18 protein-coding genes are annotated in these 22,343 nt (G+C 40.3%); 7 read left to right on the forward strand and 11 right to left on the reverse strand.

The genetic code is table 11. The annotated features are described in order from the left end of the window. The first annotated feature begins 20 nt into the window (after positions 1–20). The 3 genes from CDG79_RS00285 to CDG79_RS00295 all read left to right on the forward strand — a co-directional run bounded on the left by CDG79_RS00285 (position 21) and on the right by CDG79_RS00295 (position 3,851). Complete coding sequence (locus CDG79_RS00285; protein WP_094339624.1) at positions 21–1,064, forward strand: PstS family phosphate ABC transporter substrate-binding protein; 1,044 nt, start codon at positions 21–23, stop codon at positions 1,062–1,064. Positions 1,065–1,116: 52 nt separating this feature from the next. Continuing rightward, positions 1,117–2,514, forward strand: coding sequence for an ABC transporter substrate-binding protein (locus CDG79_RS00290; RefSeq protein WP_094339625.1), 1,398 nt, complete (start codon positions 1,117–1,119; stop codon positions 2,512–2,514). A gap of 284 nt (positions 2,515–2,798) precedes the next feature. Continuing rightward, the gene (locus CDG79_RS00295; protein WP_094339626.1) at positions 2,799–3,851 is read left to right on the forward strand and encodes a PstS family phosphate ABC transporter substrate-binding protein; all 1,053 of its coding nucleotides are present in this window, start codon (positions 2,799–2,801) and stop codon (positions 3,849–3,851) included. A gap of 54 nt (positions 3,852–3,905) precedes the next feature. Here the strand turns inward: CDG79_RS00295 and CDG79_RS00300 are convergent, their stop codons facing one another. Continuing rightward, positions 3,906–4,625, reverse strand: coding sequence for a Crp/Fnr family transcriptional regulator (locus CDG79_RS00300; protein ID WP_012412419.1), 720 nt, complete (start codon positions 4,623–4,625; stop codon positions 3,906–3,908). Positions 4,626–5,145: 520 nt separating this feature from the next. Between CDG79_RS00300 and CDG79_RS00305 the strand changes: the two genes are divergently transcribed. Further along, positions 5,146–5,865: a DALR anticodon-binding domain-containing protein gene (locus tag CDG79_RS00305; protein ID WP_317616564.1), complete on the forward strand. Its 720-nt coding sequence runs from the start codon at positions 5,146–5,148 to the stop codon at positions 5,863–5,865. Positions 5,866–6,045: 180 nt separating this feature from the next. On the opposite strand, the gene CDG79_RS00310 is transcribed toward CDG79_RS00305, so the two are convergent. Both CDG79_RS00310 and CDG79_RS00315 read right to left on the reverse strand, forming a co-directional pair. Beyond that, positions 6,046–6,915 carry a Cof-type HAD-IIB family hydrolase gene (locus CDG79_RS00310; protein WP_094339628.1) on the reverse strand — a complete coding sequence of 290 codons (870 nt, stop codon included), beginning with the start codon at positions 6,913–6,915 and terminating at the stop codon, positions 6,046–6,048. Positions 6,916–7,192: 277 nt separating this feature from the next. Further along, entirely contained in the window at positions 7,193–7,891 is a 699-nt protein-coding gene (locus tag CDG79_RS00315) for a choice-of-anchor E domain-containing protein (protein WP_094339629.1), read from the reverse strand. Positions 7,892–8,444: 553 nt separating this feature from the next. Between CDG79_RS00315 and polA the strand changes: the two genes are divergently transcribed. Further along, positions 8,445–11,381, forward strand: a complete 2,937-nt coding sequence (gene polA, locus CDG79_RS00320) for a DNA polymerase I (protein WP_094339630.1) — start codon at positions 8,445–8,447, stop codon at positions 11,379–11,381. A gap of 145 nt (positions 11,382–11,526) precedes the next feature. Here the strand turns inward: polA and psb27 are convergent, their stop codons facing one another. The 4 genes from psb27 to CDG79_RS00340 form a co-directional block, all read right to left on the reverse strand. Beyond that, positions 11,527–11,931 carry a photosystem II protein Psb27 gene (psb27, locus tag CDG79_RS00325; RefSeq protein ID WP_181154303.1) on the reverse strand — a complete coding sequence of 135 codons (405 nt, stop codon included), beginning with the start codon at positions 11,929–11,931 and terminating at the stop codon, positions 11,527–11,529. Positions 11,932–12,111: 180 nt separating this feature from the next. Then, positions 12,112–12,810, reverse strand: coding sequence for a phosphatase PAP2 family protein (locus tag CDG79_RS00330; RefSeq protein WP_094339631.1), 699 nt, complete (start codon positions 12,808–12,810; stop codon positions 12,112–12,114). A 31-nt stretch (positions 12,811–12,841) separates the two neighbouring features. Continuing rightward, positions 12,842–13,672, reverse strand: a complete 831-nt coding sequence (locus tag CDG79_RS00335) for a COG4705 family protein (RefSeq protein ID WP_223277961.1) — start codon at positions 13,670–13,672, stop codon at positions 12,842–12,844. A gap of 32 nt (positions 13,673–13,704) precedes the next feature. Then, positions 13,705–14,472, reverse strand: a complete 768-nt coding sequence (locus tag CDG79_RS00340; RefSeq protein WP_094339632.1) for a COG4705 family protein — start codon at positions 14,470–14,472, stop codon at positions 13,705–13,707. Between the two features lie 294 nt (positions 14,473–14,766). On the opposite strand from CDG79_RS00340, the gene CDG79_RS00345 reads away from it, so the two are divergent. After that, complete coding sequence (locus CDG79_RS00345; protein WP_094339633.1) at positions 14,767–15,237, forward strand: PepSY domain-containing protein; 471 nt, start codon at positions 14,767–14,769, stop codon at positions 15,235–15,237. 14 nt (positions 15,238–15,251) lie between these two features. Here the strand turns inward: CDG79_RS00345 and CDG79_RS00350 are convergent, their stop codons facing one another. The 4 genes from CDG79_RS00350 to CDG79_RS00365 all read right to left on the reverse strand — a co-directional run bounded on the left by CDG79_RS00350 (position 15,252) and on the right by CDG79_RS00365 (position 20,952). After that, entirely contained in the window at positions 15,252–16,484 is a 1,233-nt protein-coding gene (locus CDG79_RS00350) for a HAMP domain-containing sensor histidine kinase (protein ID WP_094339634.1), read from the reverse strand. Between the two features lie 345 nt (positions 16,485–16,829). Further along, positions 16,830–17,504, reverse strand: coding sequence for a response regulator transcription factor (locus tag CDG79_RS00355; RefSeq protein WP_094339635.1), 675 nt, complete (start codon positions 17,502–17,504; stop codon positions 16,830–16,832). Positions 17,505–17,823: 319 nt separating this feature from the next. Beyond that, on the reverse strand, positions 17,824–18,966 hold the full coding sequence (gene cofH, locus CDG79_RS00360; protein ID WP_094339636.1) for a 7,8-didemethyl-8-hydroxy-5-deazariboflavin synthase subunit CofH: 1,143 nt from the start codon (positions 18,964–18,966) through the stop codon (positions 17,824–17,826). 48 nt (positions 18,967–19,014) lie between these two features. Continuing rightward, positions 19,015–20,952 carry an ArnT family glycosyltransferase gene (locus tag CDG79_RS00365; protein ID WP_094339637.1) on the reverse strand — a complete coding sequence of 646 codons (1,938 nt, stop codon included), beginning with the start codon at positions 20,950–20,952 and terminating at the stop codon, positions 19,015–19,017. 318 nt (positions 20,953–21,270) lie between these two features. On the opposite strand from CDG79_RS00365, the gene CDG79_RS00370 reads away from it, so the two are divergent. After that, positions 21,271–22,296 (forward strand): multicopper oxidase domain-containing protein, encoded by a 1,026-nt coding sequence (locus CDG79_RS00370; protein WP_094339638.1) that lies wholly within the window; start codon positions 21,271–21,273, stop codon positions 22,294–22,296. Positions 22,297–22,343 lie beyond the last annotated feature (47 nt).

Raw genomic sequence — 22,343 nt, forward strand, 5'->3', positions numbered from 1 at the left:
CCTGGTGCTAACAGCCACCTATGTCTCAAAAAAACGAAACACTTAGCCTTTTCTTAGCCGTTGTCATCACCATTGGTTTAATCTTTAGTGGTTTATGGTTTTTTATGGAACGGTGGGCGCAACTAAATGGGACTGTTGCTAAATCTTCGGGGACTGGTAACACAGATAACTCCGTAAACAAGTTTGCCAGTAAATGTAACGTGCCCAACCTCCCAGAAGGGACATTCAATTATGGTGGTAGTACAACCTGGGCACCCATCCGTAAAGATGTAGACTCTGTACTAGAAAGCCAGTGTCCCCGGTTTATTTTACGCTACACTCAGCCGCCATCAGGTAAAGCAGGATCTGGAACTGGCCTGCGGATGTTAATAGACAATCAACTAGCTTTTTCTCAATCTTCTCGTTCAGTAAAGGCTGAAGAAAATGCCGAGGCGAAACAAAAAGGATTTAGTTTAAAAGAAATTCCAGTGGCGATTGATGGAATTGCGATCGCAGTTAACCACGATCTCAACATCCCTGGTTTAACTGTGGCTCAACTCAAAGACATCTACACTGGTAAAATTACTAATTGGCAACAGGCGGGTGGCCCAAATTTACCAATTAAAGCTTACTCCCGTAGCAAAGAAGCCGGGGGTACAGTAGAATTCTTTGTCGAAAATGTTCTAAATAAAGAAAATTTTGGTAACAATGTAAGTTATGTTGACACGACAACTGAAGCAGTACGAAAAGTAGCTGCAAATCCTGGGGGAATTTACTATGCTTCTGCCCCAGAAGTGGTACCTCAATGTATTATTAAATCCCTACCACTGGGGCGCACAAGCAGTCAATTGGTGCCTCCTTACCAAGAACCGTTTGTACCTCCATCTCAATGTCCCAACAAACGTAATCAATTGAATAGTCAAGCGTTTCGTAGTGGAGACTATGCAATTACCCGCAACTTATTTGTAATTGTTAAACAGAATGGTCAAACAGATCAGCAAGTAGGCGTTGCTTATGCAAATTGGCTGCTGACACCTGAGAGTCAAGAATTAATCGAAAAGACTGGATTTGTCAGAATTAAATGAACTTAGCCAAATAATTAAATAACAAACATTTTTATTTTATTCAGATTTTTTCATGTCACAGAAGAATGAAACCAAAATTTTAGCCTTAGCTCTGTTGCTGACAGTTGGAATAGTTGGCGGTGGTGCGTGGTGGTTTACTAATGGCTTTGGGGTCAAAATTGGTAATACGATCGCTCCAGGTTCGGAACCAGCTAACAATCTATCTCTACAAGATCGGATTAGTTTTGGGGACAAAACTTTGACTCCAGGTGCTGTTTCTGCTGAAAAAAAAGAAGGAGTACAGGCGATCGCTGCTAAAAGTTACGATAAGGCGATCGCCAATTTCACAGCTGCCCTAAAACTCAACCCTAACGATCCAGAAACACTAATTTTTCTTAACAATGCCCGCATCAGATCCAAAAGCTATACCATCGTTGCTTCTGTACCTTTTGGCACTGACCCCAATATTTCTTTAGAAATTTTACGTGGTATAGCCCAAGCCCAAAATCAAGTTAATAGCTCTGGAGGAGTCAAGGGAGTGCCGTTGAGAGTAGGAATAGCTAACGACGACGACAAGCCAGAAATAGCCAAGCAAATCGCTTCCAGCCTAGTCACTAATTCAGAAGTATTAGGTGTAGTTGGGCCGAATACTAGCGATTCCACCTTAGCCGCAGGTACTATTTATAATTCTGGACAACTTGTAGCAATTTCCCCTACCAGCACATCTGTCAAAATTTCTAACTTTAGCCGCTACGTTTTTCGCACGGTTCCCAGTGATTTTATGGCTGCGAGAAGTTTAGCCAACTATATGGTGAGAACCTTGCAGAAAAAAAATGCTGTGGTTTTCTTTAATTCTCAAAGTAACTATAGCCAGTCTTTAAAGTCGGAGTTTGTTTCATCTGTTTCCTTAGAAGGTGGACAAGTATCCAGCGAATTTGACTTATCCAAGGCAGATTTTAGTGCGGCTAAAAGCGTAGAGCAGGCAACTAAGCAAGGTGCAGAAGTCTTGATGTTGGCCGCTAACACTGAAACCCTCGATAAAGCGCTACAAGTAGTTCAAATTAACCAGAAACGATTAACTCTACTGGCAGGAGATGATGTTTACACCGCCAAAACTTTAGAAATTGGCAGAGAGCAAGCTGTGGGAATGGTATTGGCAGTTTCCTGGCATATTGATGGCGATCGCAAATCAGATTTTCCCGAGAAATCTCGACAGTTATGGGGCGCTGATGTAAGTTGGCGAAGCGCCCTCAGCTATGATGCCACTGTAGCTTTAATTGCTGCATTAAAACTCGATCCCACGAGGTCTGGAGTCCAACAAGCACTAGCGTCTTCTGACTTTTCTGCCACCGGTGCTTCTGGTACAATTCGGTTTCTAGCATCAGGCGATCGCAATGCGCCAGTCCAACTTGTAAAAATTGTTCCTGGTTCTCGCTCTGGCACTGGTTATGACTTTGAACCAGTCCGATAATTAGCAATAAAAATTAAAAATTAACCAATAGTTAACCTAAAAAAGCTCTCAAGATGAGAAATTGAGCTTCATAGGGAAAAATCTTAGTGTCAACTAGCAATTTATGCACTTATAGAGAAGTAACAGATAATTTAAAGGAAATTTATTATACCTCAAACCCTAAATTAATCAGAAGTTAGGATTTTTCATAATTCGCGAACAAAACACCCGTCCTCCCAATACAATCTCAAGTAGCAAGCACCTATCAAGTCAAGTACTTATATTGAATGGACACGCGGGTAACTATGTCCCAAAAACAAAAAAATGAAATACCTATTCTTGTTTTATCCATCCTAATCACGGCCGGGCTAATAGCTGGCGGTTTTTGGTGGTTTAGTAGAAAGTCTGGTGTTGAGCTAAATACAATCAATTCTGGTAGCACCAAAACACCCCAGGCCAAATCAGAACAACCTAATGGCAATACTTTTACCTCAGTAAAAGATGTTCCTACAGGATTATTCAATTACGGAGGCAGTACATCTTGGGCACCGATTCGATTGGTAGTCGATCCAGCAATTCAAGCGGCGCGACCAGAATTACGACTGCGTTATGTAGAACCCAGCAATACATCTCCTGGTTCTGGCACTGGTATCCAGTCACTGATAGACGGTCAACTAGCTTTTGCCCAGTCCTCTCGACCAATTCTAGATCGGGAACTAAGCCGTGCCCAGCAGCGCGGATTCAGTTTGAAACAAATTCCTGTGGCTATTGATGGTTTAGCAGTCGCAGTTAATCCTAACCTCAACATCGTAGGACTGACGTTAGACCAATTAAAGTCAATTTACACAGGTAAAATCAATAATTGGAGCCAGGTGGGTGGCCCCAATATCCCGATTAAGCCCTATTCCCGTCGCATTGCTGATGGCGGTACTGTAGAACTTTTTGTCCAAGACATCTTGGGTGGTCAAGCCTTCGGCTCCAATGTGGAATTTATCTCCACAACCACCCAAGCCTTGCAAAAATTGGCTGCTAGTTCTGGTAGCATCTACTACGCTTCTGCCCCAGAGGTGATTCCTCAATGTTCAATCAAAGCCTTGCCGTTGGGGCGGACGCAAGGACAATATATTCCTCCATACCAAGAACCTTCTGTCCTCCCGTCGGAATGTCCTGGTAAACGGAACAAATTGAACATTGATGCTTTCCAATCAGGAAAATACCCGATTACCCGCAATCTGTTTGTGGTGGTCAAACAGAATAGTCAGACTGAGCAGCAAGCAGGTGTCGCTTATGCCAACTTACTGCTGACTGAGCAGGGACAGGAACTGATTAGTCAAGCTGGGTTTGTCAAAATTCGCTGACAAGAGCGATAGCAATTAGGCAGAGTGGCGGAAATCGCCGCTCTGAACTGTGCTTTAACCAGCTCTATTAATCGATTCTGCTGGCAAGCAAATTAGATTATCCCCTTGGGTGAGGATTAAGCCGCGTTGACGCAGCTTACCCATCAAGCGGGTGACGGTGACACGGGTCGAACCAATCGCGCTACCAATTTGGGCATGAGTAAGGGGAAAGGGCAGACAATAGCCGCGAATCACATCAGGATCGGTGTCGCTCATTGCTGGCTCTCCATATTCCTCAATTAACAATGTGAGAAATCCTAAGAGTCGGTCAATTGTGCGGCGTTGTCCCAAGGCACTCAGCCACAGCAGCTTACGCTGGTGCTGATACCTAAAGGCATCCATAACTTCACGACGGAAGTGAGGCCAATTGTCTAGATCGTGCCAGTACATCCACAGCACCGCAGTTTGGTCAACATGGGCGTAAGCCTGGAGTGTAAATGGCGACTGAGCAACAATTTCAAATGGCTGTCCCGCTCCTACAAAACCCAAGAACGCTTCTTCTGGGGTTCTGTTGATTCTTCGAGACGTTAGCTGACTAGCTGTCGCACTAACTTGGGCGGTTCCTACCATGCGGATCGCACCCCTTTGCACCAAATATAGCAATCCAGGCCGGGCTGGAATACGCTCATCTTTGCTAAAGGTACGGCATCGATAGTGTTCTTGAGCCCAGTCAAGAATTCGTTGCCAAGTTAAAAAAGGCCGTGATGCCTCAGAAAAGGAGGATGGAGATTGCATAGGTAACAAAGAGCGTTCGGCTGAAGACAAAGACGTGATCAAAAGGTGCAAGGAGTGTCTTTGTGTTGGCGAGGCTTAACGCCTAACAGCGCCAGCCAATCCAAAGAATAGAAAGCAAATTACTCTCTACTCTTTTGTTATACTTCCTACTGTACAATGATGGTAGTAAAGTTTACTTACTATTCATCGATTATTCATCAAATTTTATCCTTCTCTCATTTTTCTTCATCTAAATTAAATTTCTACCCCAAGATAGATGACAGAAAATTAATAAATATATCTTACACGATAATTTAAATAATATTACGTGCATTATAGATCACCAGTTATCAAATATACGTCAATAAAACAGCTATTATACAGTTATATAATAAATTTACTAAGCATTGATACTTACAAAGCAGAATTTATATGCATAAAAGATAAAAAAGATTATCTATATAAAGATAGAGATAAGAATAAAATTTTATATATCTCAAGTGTGGCTTTGCGACTGTCAAAATCTCAGAATTGGAAAACTATGGAGCTTGCCAGTGCGATCGCATCTGATTTCTTAAGGACTTGTGGTGACGTTTTTACCATCCAAATAGTTCCTCCTGGTTGGATACATTTTGAATTAACTCACTCTACCTTAGCGACTTGGTTACAAAGTCTTGCAGTCGGGAGTCCAGGAGAAGATGGGCGGCAAGGGAGCAGGGAGCAGGGAGCAAGGAGCAAGGAAGAAGAGTTTTCCCTTCTGCCCCCTGCACTCCGCACCTCTGCCTCTTTTCAATCCCCAATCCCCAATTCATTGTTTGCTGTTCAGCACGCCCATGCACGTTGCTGTTCGCTAGTGTTGCTGGCTCACCGAGAGGGATTGATAAAACTTAGAGAACCAGTTCCAAATACTAGTCCAGCTTTTTGGGATGTTATCTCTCCGAACCCTTTACCTTGGCTAAACTGCGATCAAACACTGCAATTAAATCATCCAGATGAGCGTCGTCTGATTGGCGAGTTAATACAAGTAGTAGACAACATAGAGTGCCCTGATATTAGTGGTTCTGTGAAGTGGGAAAAAGTTGCGCTGAATTTGAGCCAAGCTTTTGAAAATTTTTGGTGTAATTGCCGGGTTTGGGGTGAGGTAAAAATTACATCACCAGAACTAGCCCAAGCCAGACTCGGATTACTTATGGCTACTCAGTCAGTATTAAGACACATGCTAGAGGAAAAATTGGGTGTTTTTGCGTCCTTGGAGTTATAAATCGGTAATGTCGCTTAGGCAATAATAAAAACTTTTATAATAGCTATTGACTCAATGCATCACCTCAGCTACATTAGCAGGTGTGTGAGGAGCGAACCAGCTAGGACACCGAGACGAAACACGGCCAGTCGTTGGTGTCCTTTCTGATTTATATGCTTCAGGCTCGAAAGAGTATCCTCATTACAGCAAAAACTTTTCAATTGCTACTGCTGCTCCGTCTTCCTCTACGCTAGGAGCTACCCACTTAGCGATCGCTTGTACTCCTTCTGGTGCGTTGCCCATAGCTACACCAAGTCCAACAGACTCTAGCATTTCCACATCATTGAAGTTATCACCAATCGCCATAACATTGGCTATCTGTAATCCTAGCAATTCTTCGGCTAGGTAACGTACAGCAGTTCCTTTATTCACAGAGGCGTTAGTTGCTTCAAAAAAGGTAGCAACAGATGTCGTGAGATAAAGTTCAGCAGGTGTGTATTGACGACGCAAATTCCCCAATAACCGATCGATTAAATCTACGTCATCAGACAAAGCGAGAATTTTTGTTGGTTCATTTGTTAAGGTTTGGCGCAAATCACCAACGGGAATTGGAGTAATACCAGAACGTTCTGCATAAATTTGGGTTTCTCTAGTCAACTCACGGACGTATAGTTGATCGTTGATGTAAAAGTGGACAGATAGGAGCGATCGCAACTCAGGCTGTTCAAAATAGTCCAGTAGCTGGTGGGCGATTTCCCTAGAAACAGCCCAATGGCGATGAAGTTTTTGAGCGATCGGGTCTTGAATCCAGGCTCCCTGATAAGCCATTAATGGTAGTGTAGAGGCAATTTCTTGGTGAAAGCGCAAAGCTGAACGATACATTCTACCTGTAGCGATCGCCACTGGAATTCCTCGTGCTTGCGTTGCCACAATAGCTTGCTTTACACCTGCGCTGACGGTGTTAGAATGTCCTGCGATCGTGCCATCTATATCCAAAACTAGTAGTTTAATGTCTTTTGCAGCAGCCTGATGATTAGTAGATGCCAGATATGTGGCAGATGCTTTCTGCATAATTTCCTAGATTTTAAGTTCCAGTAAGAGGTTAACAGGCTCTAGCGACTAGTGGGGAGTAGTAGACAAAATTGGGTTCTCTAGTCAACCCAATATGCCTACCGTGAGGATGTTGAATCACACAATTTTAGCTATGGTATCTTTTGAATATTGTTCAAAATTCTGGCTAATAATCGCCATAAAAAATCCCGATTCTCGAAAAAATCGGGGTTTTTCATTTAAATTAGAGAGCCTGACTGTATAGATAGGATGGGAAAATCCACCTATTCAAAAAAGTCTATGAATTGGAAACCTTCAGCCAGCTTTTTTTCCGTTGTGACAACAAACAAAGCCCAGCAATTAAACCAACTCCAAGTGTGGCAGAGGGTTCAGGTACTGATTGGTAGTCATAAGTTACTTTGATACCTGCTTTAGCATAAGTATCAATATAGGATCTCATGTTGCCCGATCCTGTAACTGCTGAGGTGGCTAGAGCGGAGAACAGGAAGTCTACGTTGCCATTGCCAATAAAAGACTGCAAAAATTGGGTATTAGTGAAAGACTGGGTAGCAGATTGTGTGGCAGTTAAGTTAGAAACAGTCTTTCCAGATGTGCCACCATAATCAGTGGTGCCGTCATATTTAGCAACTTGGTAACTGTAAGAATATTGAGGATTGAGCGCCAATAGAGACTGATTATTTAATCCTAAGCTGAATTGACTAGCAAGATTTACTGTCACCGGAGTTGGCGCTTTACTCCTGTTTTCAAAACCTGCATTTCCAAGTATATTGCCAGTAAATTCTATCGTTACACCCTGGAGTGTGCCTAGAGATGAGTTAAATTGCTGGACGCTTAAAGGTGCATCAATGATATCTGTCAAGTCGTAATTACTAGAACTAGTGTAAGAGAGAGAAGCTGCATTAGCTACTCCAGATGTTGCAACAATCCCTGCCAAAGTTGTAGCAGCAGCGAGAGTGTTCAATAGTTTTGTTGTCATGATGGAAGATGCTTTTCTCAAACGAATCATTACAGGATTACTAAGTTATTTCTAACTCTGAAACTTTGCTTGTCGGATTGATAATTCCACGTAACTTTATGTGAAGTTTTTATGTTCAAGTCCCTTCGGAAAATATCCTTTTTGATTGGTATATATAAAGTTTTGTTAATGCGAAGAGGTTTTGATAGTGGTAGTATTATGTCGAAAGATTAAGCTAGTGTTTGTTAGTTCTTGAGAAGTAAGCTAGGCCAATCTAATTAAACATAAAACACTCAGGAGATAGATTCCCAAGTTTTGGTGAGAAATGGGCGATCTGGTTACTACATGGTTACTATGTTGATACCCACGTACTTAATTAAGGCGGTATTGCTGCCAAAAGTTTAGTTCTACTTGGCTTCCGTACTGAAGCTGCAAATGCGTAGACATCACTTCGTCTAAAATTATATGCAGGAGCAATTGGCACGCAAAAACTGCGCTATTGTTGCCAAAGCCAAGTTGAACTAGCATCTAAAATTGCTAACTATGTGACAAAGCTTCTGGCTAAAATAGGGCTATGTCTGAAACTTTCGCATCTGTAACTGCAACACGCCCCACGTTCATCCTCGTAGATGGACACTCCCTGGCTTATCGTTCATACTTTGCTTTCGCCAAAGGGCGAGATGGAGGACTGCGTACTAAAGCAGGGATTCCGACGAGTATATGTTTTGGTTTTGTGAAGTGCCTGCTTGAGGTAATGGCAACACAACAGCCCAAAGCAATGGCGATCGCTTTTGATTTGGGTGAGGCCACTTTTCGCCATGAAGCTGACGAGACTTATAAAGCCGATCGCAAAGAAACACCGGAAGACTTCATTCCCGATTTAGCAAACCTGCATGAGTTGCTGAATGGCTTCAATCTACCAATTTTCACTGCCCCTGGTTTCGAGGCGGATGACGTTTTGGGAACCTTAGCACAGCGAGTAACTGCTGCTGGGTATAAGGTGAAGATTCTCACAGGCGATCGCGATTTATTTCAACTGATCGACTCTGACAAAGAAATCACTGTTCTGAATTTTAGTCCAGATGCCATAAAACGCTCTACAAATAGCATTACGGAATTTGAAGCAGAACAAGTCAAAGAAAAGATGGGCGTTTTACCTTCACAAATTGTCGATTTCAAAGCTCTTTGTGGTGATAAATCAGATAATATTCCTGGAGTCAAGGGAATTGGGGAAAAGACAGCAGTGCAACTGCTAAATACTTATGGTTCCCTTGATCATATTTATGCTGCGTTAGATGAAATTAAAGGCGCAACTCAGAAAAAACTAGCAACGGGTAAAGAAGATGCCGATAAATCTCGCTATTTGGCAACCATAGTTTTAGATGTTCCTTTAGAAATTAATTTAGAAGATTGCAAATTAAAAGGATTTGATATAAGCGTCTTATCCCCCATTTTAGAAAAATTAGAGTTCAAGTCTTTTTTAGGTAGGATTAATGACCTACAGCAACGTTTTGGTGGACAATTTGAAGAAAAGCAAGAAGCTAAAACAGACGCAATTAATCTTCACACCGAATTGAAGGATGATGAAGATAATGATTTGTGGTTTTTTAGTGCTAGTGATACAGCAGTAGTTGCACTGAAATCTATTTCTCCGATTACACCACGCATCATCAACACTGAAGCCAAACTAACTGAGTTAGTGAAACTTTTGCAAACATTCACTAACCCAGAGATTCCCGTTGCTTGGGATACTGAAACTACCTCTTTAGAACCAAGAGATGCTGAATTAGTAGGAATTGGTTGCTGTTGGGGAACGCAACCAGATGAGGTAGCCTATATTCCTGTAGGGCATAAAACTGGGGAAAATTTGCATAAAGATTTGGTGCTAGAAGCATTACGCCCAATTCTCGAAAGTGCTGATTATCCCAAAGCTTTACAGAATGCCAAATTTGACCGCTTAGTTTTAAAGTGTCAAGGGATTAATTTAGCGGGAGTAGTGTTTGATCCCATGCTGGCAAGTTACATTCTAAATCCAGACTCAAGTCATAATTTGATGGATTTAGGGCAGCGATATTTGGGATTGATAGCAAAAAGTTACTTAGATTTAGTTCCTAAAGGTAAAACCATCGCTGATATAGATATTCCCGCCGTTGCAGATTACTGCGGTATGGATGCTTATTCTACTTTTGGGTTAGTGGCGAAATTGCGTGAGGAACTGGATCAAATTCCAACTTTGTCTAAGCTATTAGTGCAAGTGGAACAGCCGCTAGAAGCAGTTTTAGCTCAAATGGAATACACGGGTGTCCGCATTAATTCAGCTTATTTAAAAGAACTTTCGCAGCATTTAGAAACTGAGTTAGCTAGGTTAAAAGAGGAAGCGACTGAAATAGCTGGGGAAAATTTTAACTTAGGTTCTCCTAAACAATTGAGCCAAATCTTGTTTGAAAAGTTGGGGTTAAGTACCAGACATTCTCGAAAAATTCAAACAGGCTTTTCTACAGACGCAGCAACATTAGAAAGACTCCAAGAAGATGATAACAGTGGTTTTGTTGAGGCGATTATTGAATATCGTACCTTATCTAAATTAAAATCTACTTATGTTGATGCCTTACCTGCATTGGTGCGTCCAGATACGCAGCGAGTTCATACTGATTTTAATCAAGCAGCAACATCAACTGGTAGGTTATCTTCTTCTAATCCGAATTTGCAAAATATCCCCATTCGCACAGCTTTTAGTCGCCAAATTCGGAAGGCATTTTTGCCAGAAGCTGGTTGGTTAATGGTGGCTGCTGATTACTCACAAATTGAATTGCGGATTTTGGCTCATTTGAGTCAAGAGCCGATATTAGTGCAAGCATATCAGCAAAATGAAGATGTTCACACTGTTACCGCGCGGTTAGTTTTTGAAAAAGAAAATATAACCTCAGAAGAACGAGGGATGGCAAAAACTATCAATTTTGGCGTGATTTATGGCATGGGTTCTCTCAGATTTTCGCGCTCAACTGGGATAGATAAGAACATTGCCAACGAGTTCATTAAGCGGTTTAATGAAAGATATCCGAAAGTTTTTGGATATTTAGAGCAAGTCAAAAAAGAAGCGATCGCTCTTGGTTATGTAGAAACTATTCTCGGTCGTCGTCGTTATTTTGACTTTACTAATAACAGTTTACGCAGATTAAAAGGCAGTAATCCAGAAGATATCGATCTGAGTAAATTGAAGAATTTGGGCCCTTATGATGCGGGTTTATTACGTTCAGCAGCTAATGCACCAATTCAAGGCTCTAACGCTGATATTATCAAAATTGCAATGGTAAGACTGCATGAGGTTTTGAAGAACTATCAGGCGCGTTTGTTGTTGCAAGTTCATGATGAATTAGTGTTTGAAATTCCCCCTGATGAGTGGGAAGAATTACAACCACAAATTAAGTCGGTGATGGAAAATGCAGTCGAGTTGAGTGTGCCATTGCTGGTAGAGGCGCGTGTTGGTGAAAATTGGATGGATACAAAGTAAGCGATCGGAAATCGCGGCTACACTAACAAAGTCCGCATATTACACTTGCGCTGCGCTTCTCGCACCACGCGGACTCCAGGAATGTGAAACCCACGGAGGTGGGTTTTGTCTGTATAGCCACGAATTCCATTCGCCTAGGCAAGACTTAACCGCCACGCTTCAGCGCTGCTTCAATCTGCTGTAATTCCTTCTCTAAACGATTTTTGAGTTTTTCGGGTACGGGACGATTTGGGTAAGAACTGTAGTGTCCAGCCAGGGAATTAAGGGCTGTCCGCATAGTTGTAAAGGAGCTAAGTCCAGAAACAGAGTTAACTCGCTGATAGCGAGCCGAAAAGTCATTAATTTTCTGACGCGCTTCTGCTTGAACTGCTGTTTTGTCTGATGAATCTTGTGATAGATTGAGAGCCTGTCTCATCACATTGACCACAGCTAAGGTGTCTTGGCGATAATCCCCAGTTAAGCTATCTGGACTGCCAGAACAGCCCATTAAGCCGATAGCTACAACCAAAACCAGCGCAAGCAAACGCGACCAATAGCGCTTCATATGCATTAATTAAAAGAATACGTAAATCAACGTCTATCGTATCTTGGATTGGTAACTTGGGGATCAATTGAGGGTGAAATTTTCAACGCAGAGGAGCGCGGAGGTAAGCGCAGAGGCACGCAGAGAATTCGCTACGAATCAATGAAATGTTGTACTTAGAGTTATGGGATTAGAGGTTGAGAGAATTTAATTAACTAAGTTTCCCTGCTTTAATTTCTGCAATTTGAGCATTGTAATACATATCATCAGCCACAGAAAACCGACTCCATAACCTGCAATTATATCTGTGGGCCAATGGACTCCTAAATATAGGCGGCTAATACCAATAGCAGCAATTAAAATAACTGTCAAACTGTAAATAAGTTTAGCAAAATGAGGATAGTGAGTTGCTAATTCGTAAGCAATAAAACCATAAAGTACTATAGAACCTAGTGCATGTCCGCTAGGAAAACTAAAAGATTTTTCAGAAATCAAGCGATGCCATAGTTCAGGGCGAGGTTTGGAAAAAAATAACTTTAACCCTGTATTTAAAATGAATCCTCCTAAACAAGCAAGGACGAAAAATTTCGCTTCTTCTCGATAATGTTGCCACCAAAGTAATATTAGATTAACGCTGACAACCATGACTACTGTACTAGGATTACCAACGTTGGTAATGAATAACATGAAATTATCTAAGCTGGGATTGGCAAACTGATGTAGCCATAACAAAAAAGTAGTATCAAATGCAAAAGCTTCTCGTTCTAAAACTTCTTCAGCTATTTTTGCTAAAACAAAAAGTATCAGCAGACAACTAGCAAGTCCAACAATACCAATTGTGGCAATTAAGGCAGCCAAACGAGGATGTATATAACGCAACCAGAAATTAGAAATTTGTCGGAGCATACTTTGATTTTATTCATTATGCTTAAACGTATCACTCAATTAGGTGACGCACTTTTTTCTCCTTTCGCACGGAAAAGAATAGGACAACTGCCAGCAGGATAAAGGCGATCGCAGAAGCATATTCCCTTGGCAGTGATAGACCGCCATTTTTGACTGGTTTTGTCAGAAAATCTCCGAAGGTGGCTCCGAAGGGACGTGTGAAGATGAATGCAAGCCAGAATAGGAGGATATCGCTCAACTTTGTTACGTAGTGAAGGGCAATGACAACACCAATAACGCTAGCTGTCACCAATGCGCCCTGGATATAGCTTAGTCCCAAGTTGCTTGTGAGAAAATCACCAAAGGCTGTTCCCAAACTGTTGGAGAACACCACAGCCAGCCAGTAGGTAGTCTCTGCATCTTTCTTGACAATCGGATAAACGCTCAGATTGCGATCGCGGTAGTACCAGATGCTAAGAACGCTTAAAAGACCAGCTACCAGAATAAGCGATCCCAGTGCATAGCCAAGCCCAAGAGATCGATCCATCAGGTCTGAAACTTCCGTTCCGGCTGTGGTTGTAGCGATAATGGCTGTCCAATAAAGCGCTGGACGATATCTGTCTGATTGAATTTGAAAAAACAGGAGAATAGCCAGAATAGCGAAGGTTATGGCAAAGGCTATGTAATACCCCAGTCCAAGAGACATTGAGATGAAGTCACCGGCTGTTTCGCCGAGTGTCGTAGCGATGATCTTCATAATCCAGAAGAAAATCGTGACTTTTGCAACTTTGTTCATTTTTTTGACGATAAAAAATAGTAAGTCATCGTAGAGAATGCTGACTGTTGTTGCGATCGCTTCGCTCGCCGCAGGCATCGCAAACATAAAAATGCCCAAATCGAGAAGGCGATCGCTAATCAGTTTTGTCGGTCAATCGGTAGTAAGGCTGGCTTCTTCTGCTTAAGACTTAAGTAAATAACTAGACTCACGATTATAGAAAGAAAAAGCATACTGGTTCCGACCGTACCAAAACCGAAGCCTCCATTTGTAGCAGATTGGGATAATAAATCACCCATAGAAGCTCCAAGTGGACGAGTCAAGATGTAAGCTAACCAGAATGCCAAAACTGCATTCATTCGGAAGTAATAATAAGCGATCGCTATAATTGCAATTGAAGCGCCAAATATCAATGCTGATTGTGCATAACCCAGTCTCAAAAACTCTGCTAATAAGTCTCCTGTTGCAGTGCCTAAAGCAAACGTGAATAAAACAGCTATCCAATAAAAACGTTCTCTTTTAGCTGTATTGATTGAGTGCATGGCTAATGTTTTTTCGTTTGAATACCAGAGCGCAAAAACTACTAACAAGGAAACACTAAAAATTACAGTAGTTGTCACCAAGCTAACCCCAAATTCGTCTACTAATCTGTCAGTGATTAGTGTACCAACGATACTTATCAAAACGACCACAAACCAAAAAAATGCGGGAATATAGCGTTTAAGTTTAAACTGCTTCAACAGCGCAATCACTAACACGCCGCTCATAATGTAGGATGTAACGCCTAAACCAAGGTGTAGGTTTGCTGATAAAAAATCTGCTGCGGTTTCACCTACTGTAGTTGCCAGAACCTTAATAATCCAGAAGTAAATTGTGACCTCTGGAACCTTATTTAAAATCTTATTCATAATCTTGTTATTCTTGATTTTTCCGTAGAAGTGAGATTACATCACATTTTAAAGTTAGCTGTATTGTCATAAATTACTGAGTGATTTATTTCAATTTACACAGCAAAAGTCAAGAAATAGTCAAGATTTGATTGAAAAGCAATTTTCTGCTGATATAGTCCATAAAAATAGCTAAAATACCTCATTGAAAATTAATTTCACCATTTGATATAACTCAAACTAATCTTGACTATTTCTTGACTTTTATTACCTAATATAGAAATACAAACCCAGACTTTTAGGAATTTTTCAAGTATGAAAACTTCAACAAAAATTATTTTGTCAGCAGCTTGTATTGGTACTTTGGGATTCGCTGGATTGTCGAGAGTTGTTTTTGCAAAACAACCGCAATCTTTCGTAGCAATTGCACGTCAACATCATAGTACTATCCAAATTGCTGAAGCTAGTGATGGAGATGGTGAAAAAAATGACGATGCAGAAAAACAGCAAGAAGCAGCAAAACTGCAACCGCTAGCTAAAATTACAGCACAACAAGCACAGCAAACTGTTGAAGCATCTGTGGGAGGTAAAGCGAAAAGTGTTAAACTCGAAAATGAAGATGGCAACTTAGTTTATTCGGTAGAAATTGGTCAGCAAGATGTTAAGGTAGATGCTGGTAATGGCAAAGTTATCTATGCTGAGAATGCTAACGAACAAGATGAGAAGAATGAAGCTACTCGTCCCAAGAGTAGTATTCAAGTTAAAGAAACTAATGATGACAAATAAGTAGGGAATTGAATTTATGGAGTTGGTAAACGCACAGTAAAACAACTACCAACTCCTAATTGACTCGTAACACTAATTAATCCACCGTGATTTTGGGCAATAGCTTGAGCGATCGCTAGCCCTAAACCAGAACCACCTGACCAATAAGAACGAGACTGATCTGCTCGCCAAAAACGCTCAAAAACCTTATCGATATGCTCTGGTGCAATTCCGACACCTGTATCTTGTAGGTTGACATAAAGATGGGAACCGACACGACTGGTTTTAATTTCAACTACGCCTCCTGATGGTGTGTAATGGAGTGCATTTTCAACTAAATTAGTAAACAGTCGCGTTAATTGAATTGAATCACCTATTAGTTGAAGATTAGGAATTAATTGAATTTTTAAATCAATTTGTTTAGCTTCAGCTTGAGGTTTATACAGTTGGATTAGGTTCTCTAATATTGACGTTAAATTGAGAGTATCCCTATTTTGATTGGAAACTCTATCAGTGCGTGCTAGCATCAATAAGTCTTCTGTAAGGCGAGTCATCTGGTTAGTAGCGTTGGCGATCGCCTGAAACTTATCTGCATCTTTTGGCCCTATTTCTTCTGGATATTCTAGCGGTAACTCAGCATTAATTTTGATCGCCATTAACGGACTGCGTAGTTCATGGGAAGCATCAGCAGTAAATTGTTTAAGCTTTGCAAAACTCTCTTCAATAGGTTGCATTGCTTGACGGGTTAACAAAATTCCGCCAATACTACTCAGAACCAAAGTTATAATAATGCCACCGCCTAATCCCCAGTCCAGTTTTTCAAGAGTTTCATTAAATTCTTCCAAAGATTGGCTTACCCTTACATACCCAACTAGCTCACCATTATCGCTAGCAATAATTGGTACAGTCACTACTTGGATAGGAACCTTACCCGTCTGAATTTGTACTATTTTGTTTGGTAAAAAAGGTAAGGTTAAAACAGTTTTGCCTTGTTGGGTAATCAAATTTCCTTGAGGATCAAACCACTGTAATGCTTGATGATAAGCAATTAAGTCTTGTGGACGAAAGTCACTTTCAACCGTTAGGCGACCTTTTTCAAATTCTACATTTGTAGCCGCAGCTTTCCCTATGGCTGTGAGCTTATCTGTGATTTGTTCAGTTAGACTGTGACTGAAAGCAAATCGGACTGCGATCGCAAATATTCCCAGCAGCGATGCGAACACCCCTAAGTAAGACAACAATAAACGATATCTGATTCTTTGAAACACATTATCTAATCTTGTAGGATGGGCATCTTGCCCGTCTCTGGCTACGAATTACGAATTACGTTAGCGTAGCGGGGCGTAGCCCATTACGAATTACGAATTACGAATTACGTTAGCGTAGCGGGGCGTAGCGGGGCGTAGCGGGGCGTAGCCCATTACGAATTACGAATTACGAATTACGAATTACGTTAGCGTAGCGGGGCGTAGCGGGGCGTAGCGGGGCGTAGCCCATTACGAATTACGAATTACGAATTACGAATTACGAATTACGAATTACGAATTACGAATTACGAATTACGAATTACGAATTACGAATTACGAATTACGAATTACGAATTACGAATTATTTTACTTTTTTCCTAGACGATAACCTATGCCATAGATATTTTCAATCAGGTCTTCTGAACTTCCAGATGCTCTAAGTTTATTCCGCAAATTTGTAATATGAGTTTTAATACTTCCTTCTCCCAAAGATTTATCAAAGTCCCACAATTTATCAATAATCACCGAACGAGTGACAATTTGATTTTGATGTTTCAAAAAATATTCTAATATCATATATTCTTTGGGAGTTAATGATATGATATTTTTGGCATAAGTAACCTGTTGAGTTGCCGGGTCTAGTTGTAAATCACCGTGAATTAAAATCTGAGGGCGAATTTCTGGAGTTCTTCTAGCTAAAGCCCTGATGCGTGCTGCTAACTCTTTTAATTCAAATGGCTTAACTAAGTAATCATCAGCACCAGCATCGAGTCCGATAATTTTATCGCCTGTTGTATCTCGTGCCGTCAACATTAAAATTAGAACATTAGATGAAGCTGCGCGTAAACGCTTACATAGAGTAATTCCATCTAATTTAGGCAGCATTAAATCTAATAAAATTAGCTCATATAATGCTGATTGCGACCATTCCCAAGCTGTCAAGCCATTGGTTGTTATATCTACAATATGATGTTGTCGTCTTAAAAATTCGGCTAATGGTTTGGCAATGCGATCGTCATCTTCAACTATCAAAATTCTCATTATGCTCAACCTCTAAATTATTAGAGCTTGTTAAAACGAGGAAGGGCTATCTTATCTATTTAAGGGTAATCTGTTATCAAAGTTAATTTTTTAACGAACCGCCATCGCCCAGAAAAGACGCAGAGAGAAGAAAAAATGCTTATTTAAATTTTTTATGATATGTAGCAATTCTAAATCATTTATAAACTTCCTTCATTCGTGCCTTGGCGCTCTTGGCGGCTTGGCGGTTCGATAATTTTTAAATTAATTTATTGAACCGCAGAGGCGCAGAGAACACAGAGAGAAGAGGAATTTTTTATCCACCTTGAAAGGGCAACTCTTAAATCTTAACTTTTTGATAAAGAGTATCACGTTGTTGGTAAGGTCGTTCTAAGGAAGCGATCGCAGTTTTCAAAGTTTCTACTTCCATACATGTACCACCCAAAGCACCTGCCATTGTGGTAATATGCTCCTCCATTAAGGTGCCGCCGATGTCGTTGCAACCCCAAACTAAGGCTTCGGTTGCACCTGCAAGCCCCAGTTTTACCCAACTCTGCTGATGGTTAGGAATCCAATTACCCAAGTAAATCCGCGCCACAGCGCCTAGCAGCAGTGCGTCGCTTAAAACGGGTTGATCGCGTCCGACACGGCGACGTAAGGGTTTGGGCGCTTCTTGGCCAACGAAGGGTAATAAAATAAACTCTGTGATCTTTGCGGGATATCCCCGATCAATGGCAGTTTTTTGGAGCGATCGCAATTTTTCTAAATGCCCGATTTGCTGTTCGTGGCTTTCAATATGCCCGGATAACATGGTGCTGGTGGTATGCAAGCCTAATTTATGAGCGGTGCTGACAATTTCTAGCCAAGTGGCTGTATTAATCTTTTCTGGACACAATATCCGCCTGACTTCATCATCTAATACTTCTGCTGCTGTTCCCGGCATTGAGCCTACACCAGCATCGCGCAAAGCAATAATCACATCAGCATATTCAAGTCCATCAAGTCTGGCGATAAATTCCACTTCCTGCGGAGAAAAAGCGTGGAGATGAATCTGTGGAAATTCCTGTTTGATGGTTTCTACTACCTTGATGTAATAGGGTAAAGATTTACCATTTATCTGCGCTTGTGGATTTAACCCACCCTGCATACAGATTTCCGTCGCCCCCCGTTGCACTGCATCTGTCGCTTTTTCTAAAATTTGCGCCGAATCTAACCAGTATGCACCGGCATCACCTTCATCTCGACGAAATGCACAAAAACTACAGTGCTGCTCACAAATATTGGTAAAGTTAATATTGCGATTAATGATGTATGTAACCGTATCGCCTGCTTGAGTGTGGCGAAGTGTGTCGGATGTAGTACGGATTGCTGCGATCGCTTCTGGCTCAGTTTGTTGTAACAAAACCACTCCCTCTTCGGGAGATAAGTCGTACCCCATCAAGGCCCGCTCAAGAATTTTTTCAACAGAAATTTTCGTTAGCATTATTTTCTCAGTAAATCTTAATTTTACAATCTTGTAAAAAATAAAATTCTACTTAATAAATATACCAAGGTCTGGAGAATCCCATGCTCGAAGATAAGTTTTACCTTTAAAATTAATTTTTTGATATTTACTGCGCTTACTTTTTTTTGTTTCCATCGAAATAATTCCACACGGTTCAAAATCTTTATAATAATCCTCTTTTTCTAAGACTGCCGAAATATTAGTTACATTAATATGTTGAATTTTAACAATTTCTTGATTATTTTGCCGCCAAAGTACCCAGAAAGGATATTCCCAAGGGTCATTTCCCATTGATAACCCAATATTCGAGCATTTTTTTGAATTTAAAAACTCAACTGCTCCTGCATAAGTAGTTTTCAAGTATGGTCTATTAGTGAAATACTGCTCAATTCTACTCACTTGGAATATATTGTTGCTATCAATAATAGGTCTAAACCTGTTAAGAAATACCCAAGGCAATGATGATATCAGCAAAAATGTTACTATGATAATTGCTATTCTTTGCTTTTCCAGTTTAGATAAAACAATCCCTAAGAATGGGGATAATAGTACAAAAAAAGGCAAATGTAGACGACTATTCCAAGCTTGCCATTTGACAAAGTAGCAAAATATAATAAATGTAGATAGTGCTGCAATAAAATAATCAAAAAGGTACCTTTGTTTCCGAATCTCTTTTCGAGTCATAAAAATTGTTATACATGTTATTATCAATACTAGATGTACTAAATTACCAGCACTATTTTCATTACCAGATATTCCAATTGTTGACCAGCCTCCTGGGACAAAAAATGTTTTTGAGAAAGTTATCCGAGGATCGTTTACATCGACACCAATAAATATATGGATAATTTGAATTAATCTATTTGCTATTCCATTCCATAAACCAACTGGTGTACCTATATGTAAAGCAATATTTCTGAGAACATTAGAAAAAAGTATATTAATACCATATACTTCATTGCTATAATTACCTGGTTCCCCAAGTGGCGAAGCGAATAAATTATAATTGCGTAAATAGTGACCAAGATTAAGTAATAAAGATATACTTCCTACTATCAAAGCTGGTTTCCATACTTTCCAACGTAAACGTTTAATCTGGAATAAACTAAACCAAATCAAAAAAGGGAAAATATAAAAATAAGCAGTTCCCTTGCTCAAAATGGCTAGTCCTGTACTGCTACCAATTTTGAATGAGTTCATTAAAATATCACTTGTTTCTCCTTGGATAGCTGATAGCAAGTAGTAAGCAAGACAAACTACCCAAAATGAAAGTACGTAATCATTTTGAGTACTTGAAGCTTGCAAAATTCCCATAGGAATTGTTGCAGTCACAACAGCAGAGAAAACCTGACCTCGTACATCTGCTCCAAGTTTTTTAGCAATTAATGAGACTGCAATAATACAGCCAATCATACTAAACCATTGAACTAAGTCCGCGAAGTAGTCACCACCACTCAAAATTTGAAAATGCAAAATAACGAACTCTGACCAAGGGTTTTGATATAGCTGGGGAGTATAATTTGTTGGATAATGAGCAATGCTATGATTTTGTATCCAATGAGCAACACGACTCATGTGATAGTCCATAGAATCCCAGTTATTTGGTGGTGCGATGATAGCAATTAATCCAACTGTTGCGACAACGAAACCTATACCAAATAATAAATTTATCAGGGATGGAATTTGAATATTTACTTGATCAGACTTATTTTTATCTAAAATCTTAGGGTTTTGGTAATTTAACCGAAAGCACATATATATTAATATGATACATATCGATGCCCAAGTTATTAATACACTGCCAAAGTTAATTAATTGAAAAATATTCAAAGATTCGGTGATTGCAACAATGAGAATTCCCCAGTAAGTAGATGTCAATATTAGAGATTCACGCCAATGGTTACGACTTTTATTAATTAACAAAAAAATAGCAATTAAAGAAATGAGAGGCAAAATTATAGACATAATACCAACTGTTATTTTGAATATTTAACAACTATAATGATTTACTGGTCGAATTTAATCAATGTTTGACAGCTATAGCAATCCGGTTTGATTTCTGAATACTATCTATACATATACCAGACAATAAATACACTTAAAAATTATAAATTTCGCTAGAGTTTTCTGGAACTGATTCTCGCTTGAACTAAATTTAACAATTTACCTAGTAGTTTTGAAGCACTAAAAAATTATTGACAATAATTATTAATTCCTCTAATATCTAAAAGCAATTGCAAATCTTTTGCAACTCATTTTTGGTGCTAACCGTAACTAAATGTCATGCCCCACAACTTTGCTCTAGGTAACGGAAAGCCTTGGAGCCGCCGTCAATTATTGAAACTGGGCCTAGCAGGTGCTGGAATGACTGGTGCTGCCGGACTTTGGCAGGTGCTAAATCTACAAAGTAAGTCGATCGTCAAAGTGCCACCACTCGATAGGTCAGCACCAGACGATGCTACTAACCCGATGAAGATTTTAAGGGATTTTGATTATGGGACGGTAAAGCAGGAAAATGGGCGGACTATCCGGGAATTTCAGTTAACTGCGGGTACTTCCATAATCAAGCTTAATAGTGCTGTCTCTTACAATATCTGGGATTTAAACGGTCGCATACCAGGGCCAACGCTACGGGCAAAACAGGGCGATCGCATTCGGGTACTATTTCTCAATAATGCGGGACATTCTCATTCTTTGCATTTTCATGGCGTTCATCCAGCAGAAATGGATGGTGTTCGCCCAATCAAGAATGGTAGTGCCACTATTTACGAATTTGATGCTGAACCTTATGGCGTACACCTATACCACTGTCATATTGAACCAGTCACCCGTCACATTGCTAAGGGACTGTATGGGATGTTTATCATCGATCCACCGACTCCCCGTCCCCCGGCTGATGAGATTGTACTAGTGATGAGTGGATATGACGTGAATGATGATAGTCATAACGATTATTACGCTTTCAACGGTGTACCCCATCATTACATGCATCATCCCATTCCCATTTACAAAGATCAGTTGATTCGGCTATATGTTCTCAACATCATTGAATACGATCCGGCAGTGACGTTTCATCTCCACGCCAACTTCTTTGATGTCTATCGTTATGGTATGAGTATGACTCCTAGCGAGAAAAGTGATGTGATTACGATGGGTGTAGCAGAAAGGCACATCTTGGAATTCGCTTTTCGCTACCCAGGTAAGTATATGTTTCATCCCCATCAAGATGCGATCGCAGAAAACGGTTGCATGGGTCAATTTGAAGTAATTGCTGACAGCAACTCTCAAAAACCTGTTGAAAAATCTTAACTAGATAACTTGTAATTGATTTCTTAAAATTTTAGAGCAATTAGTTG

The organism is Nostoc sp. 'Peltigera membranacea cyanobiont' 232 (genome assembly GCF_002245985.1).
GTDB lineage: Bacteria > Cyanobacteriota > Cyanobacteriia > Cyanobacteriales > Nostocaceae > Nostoc.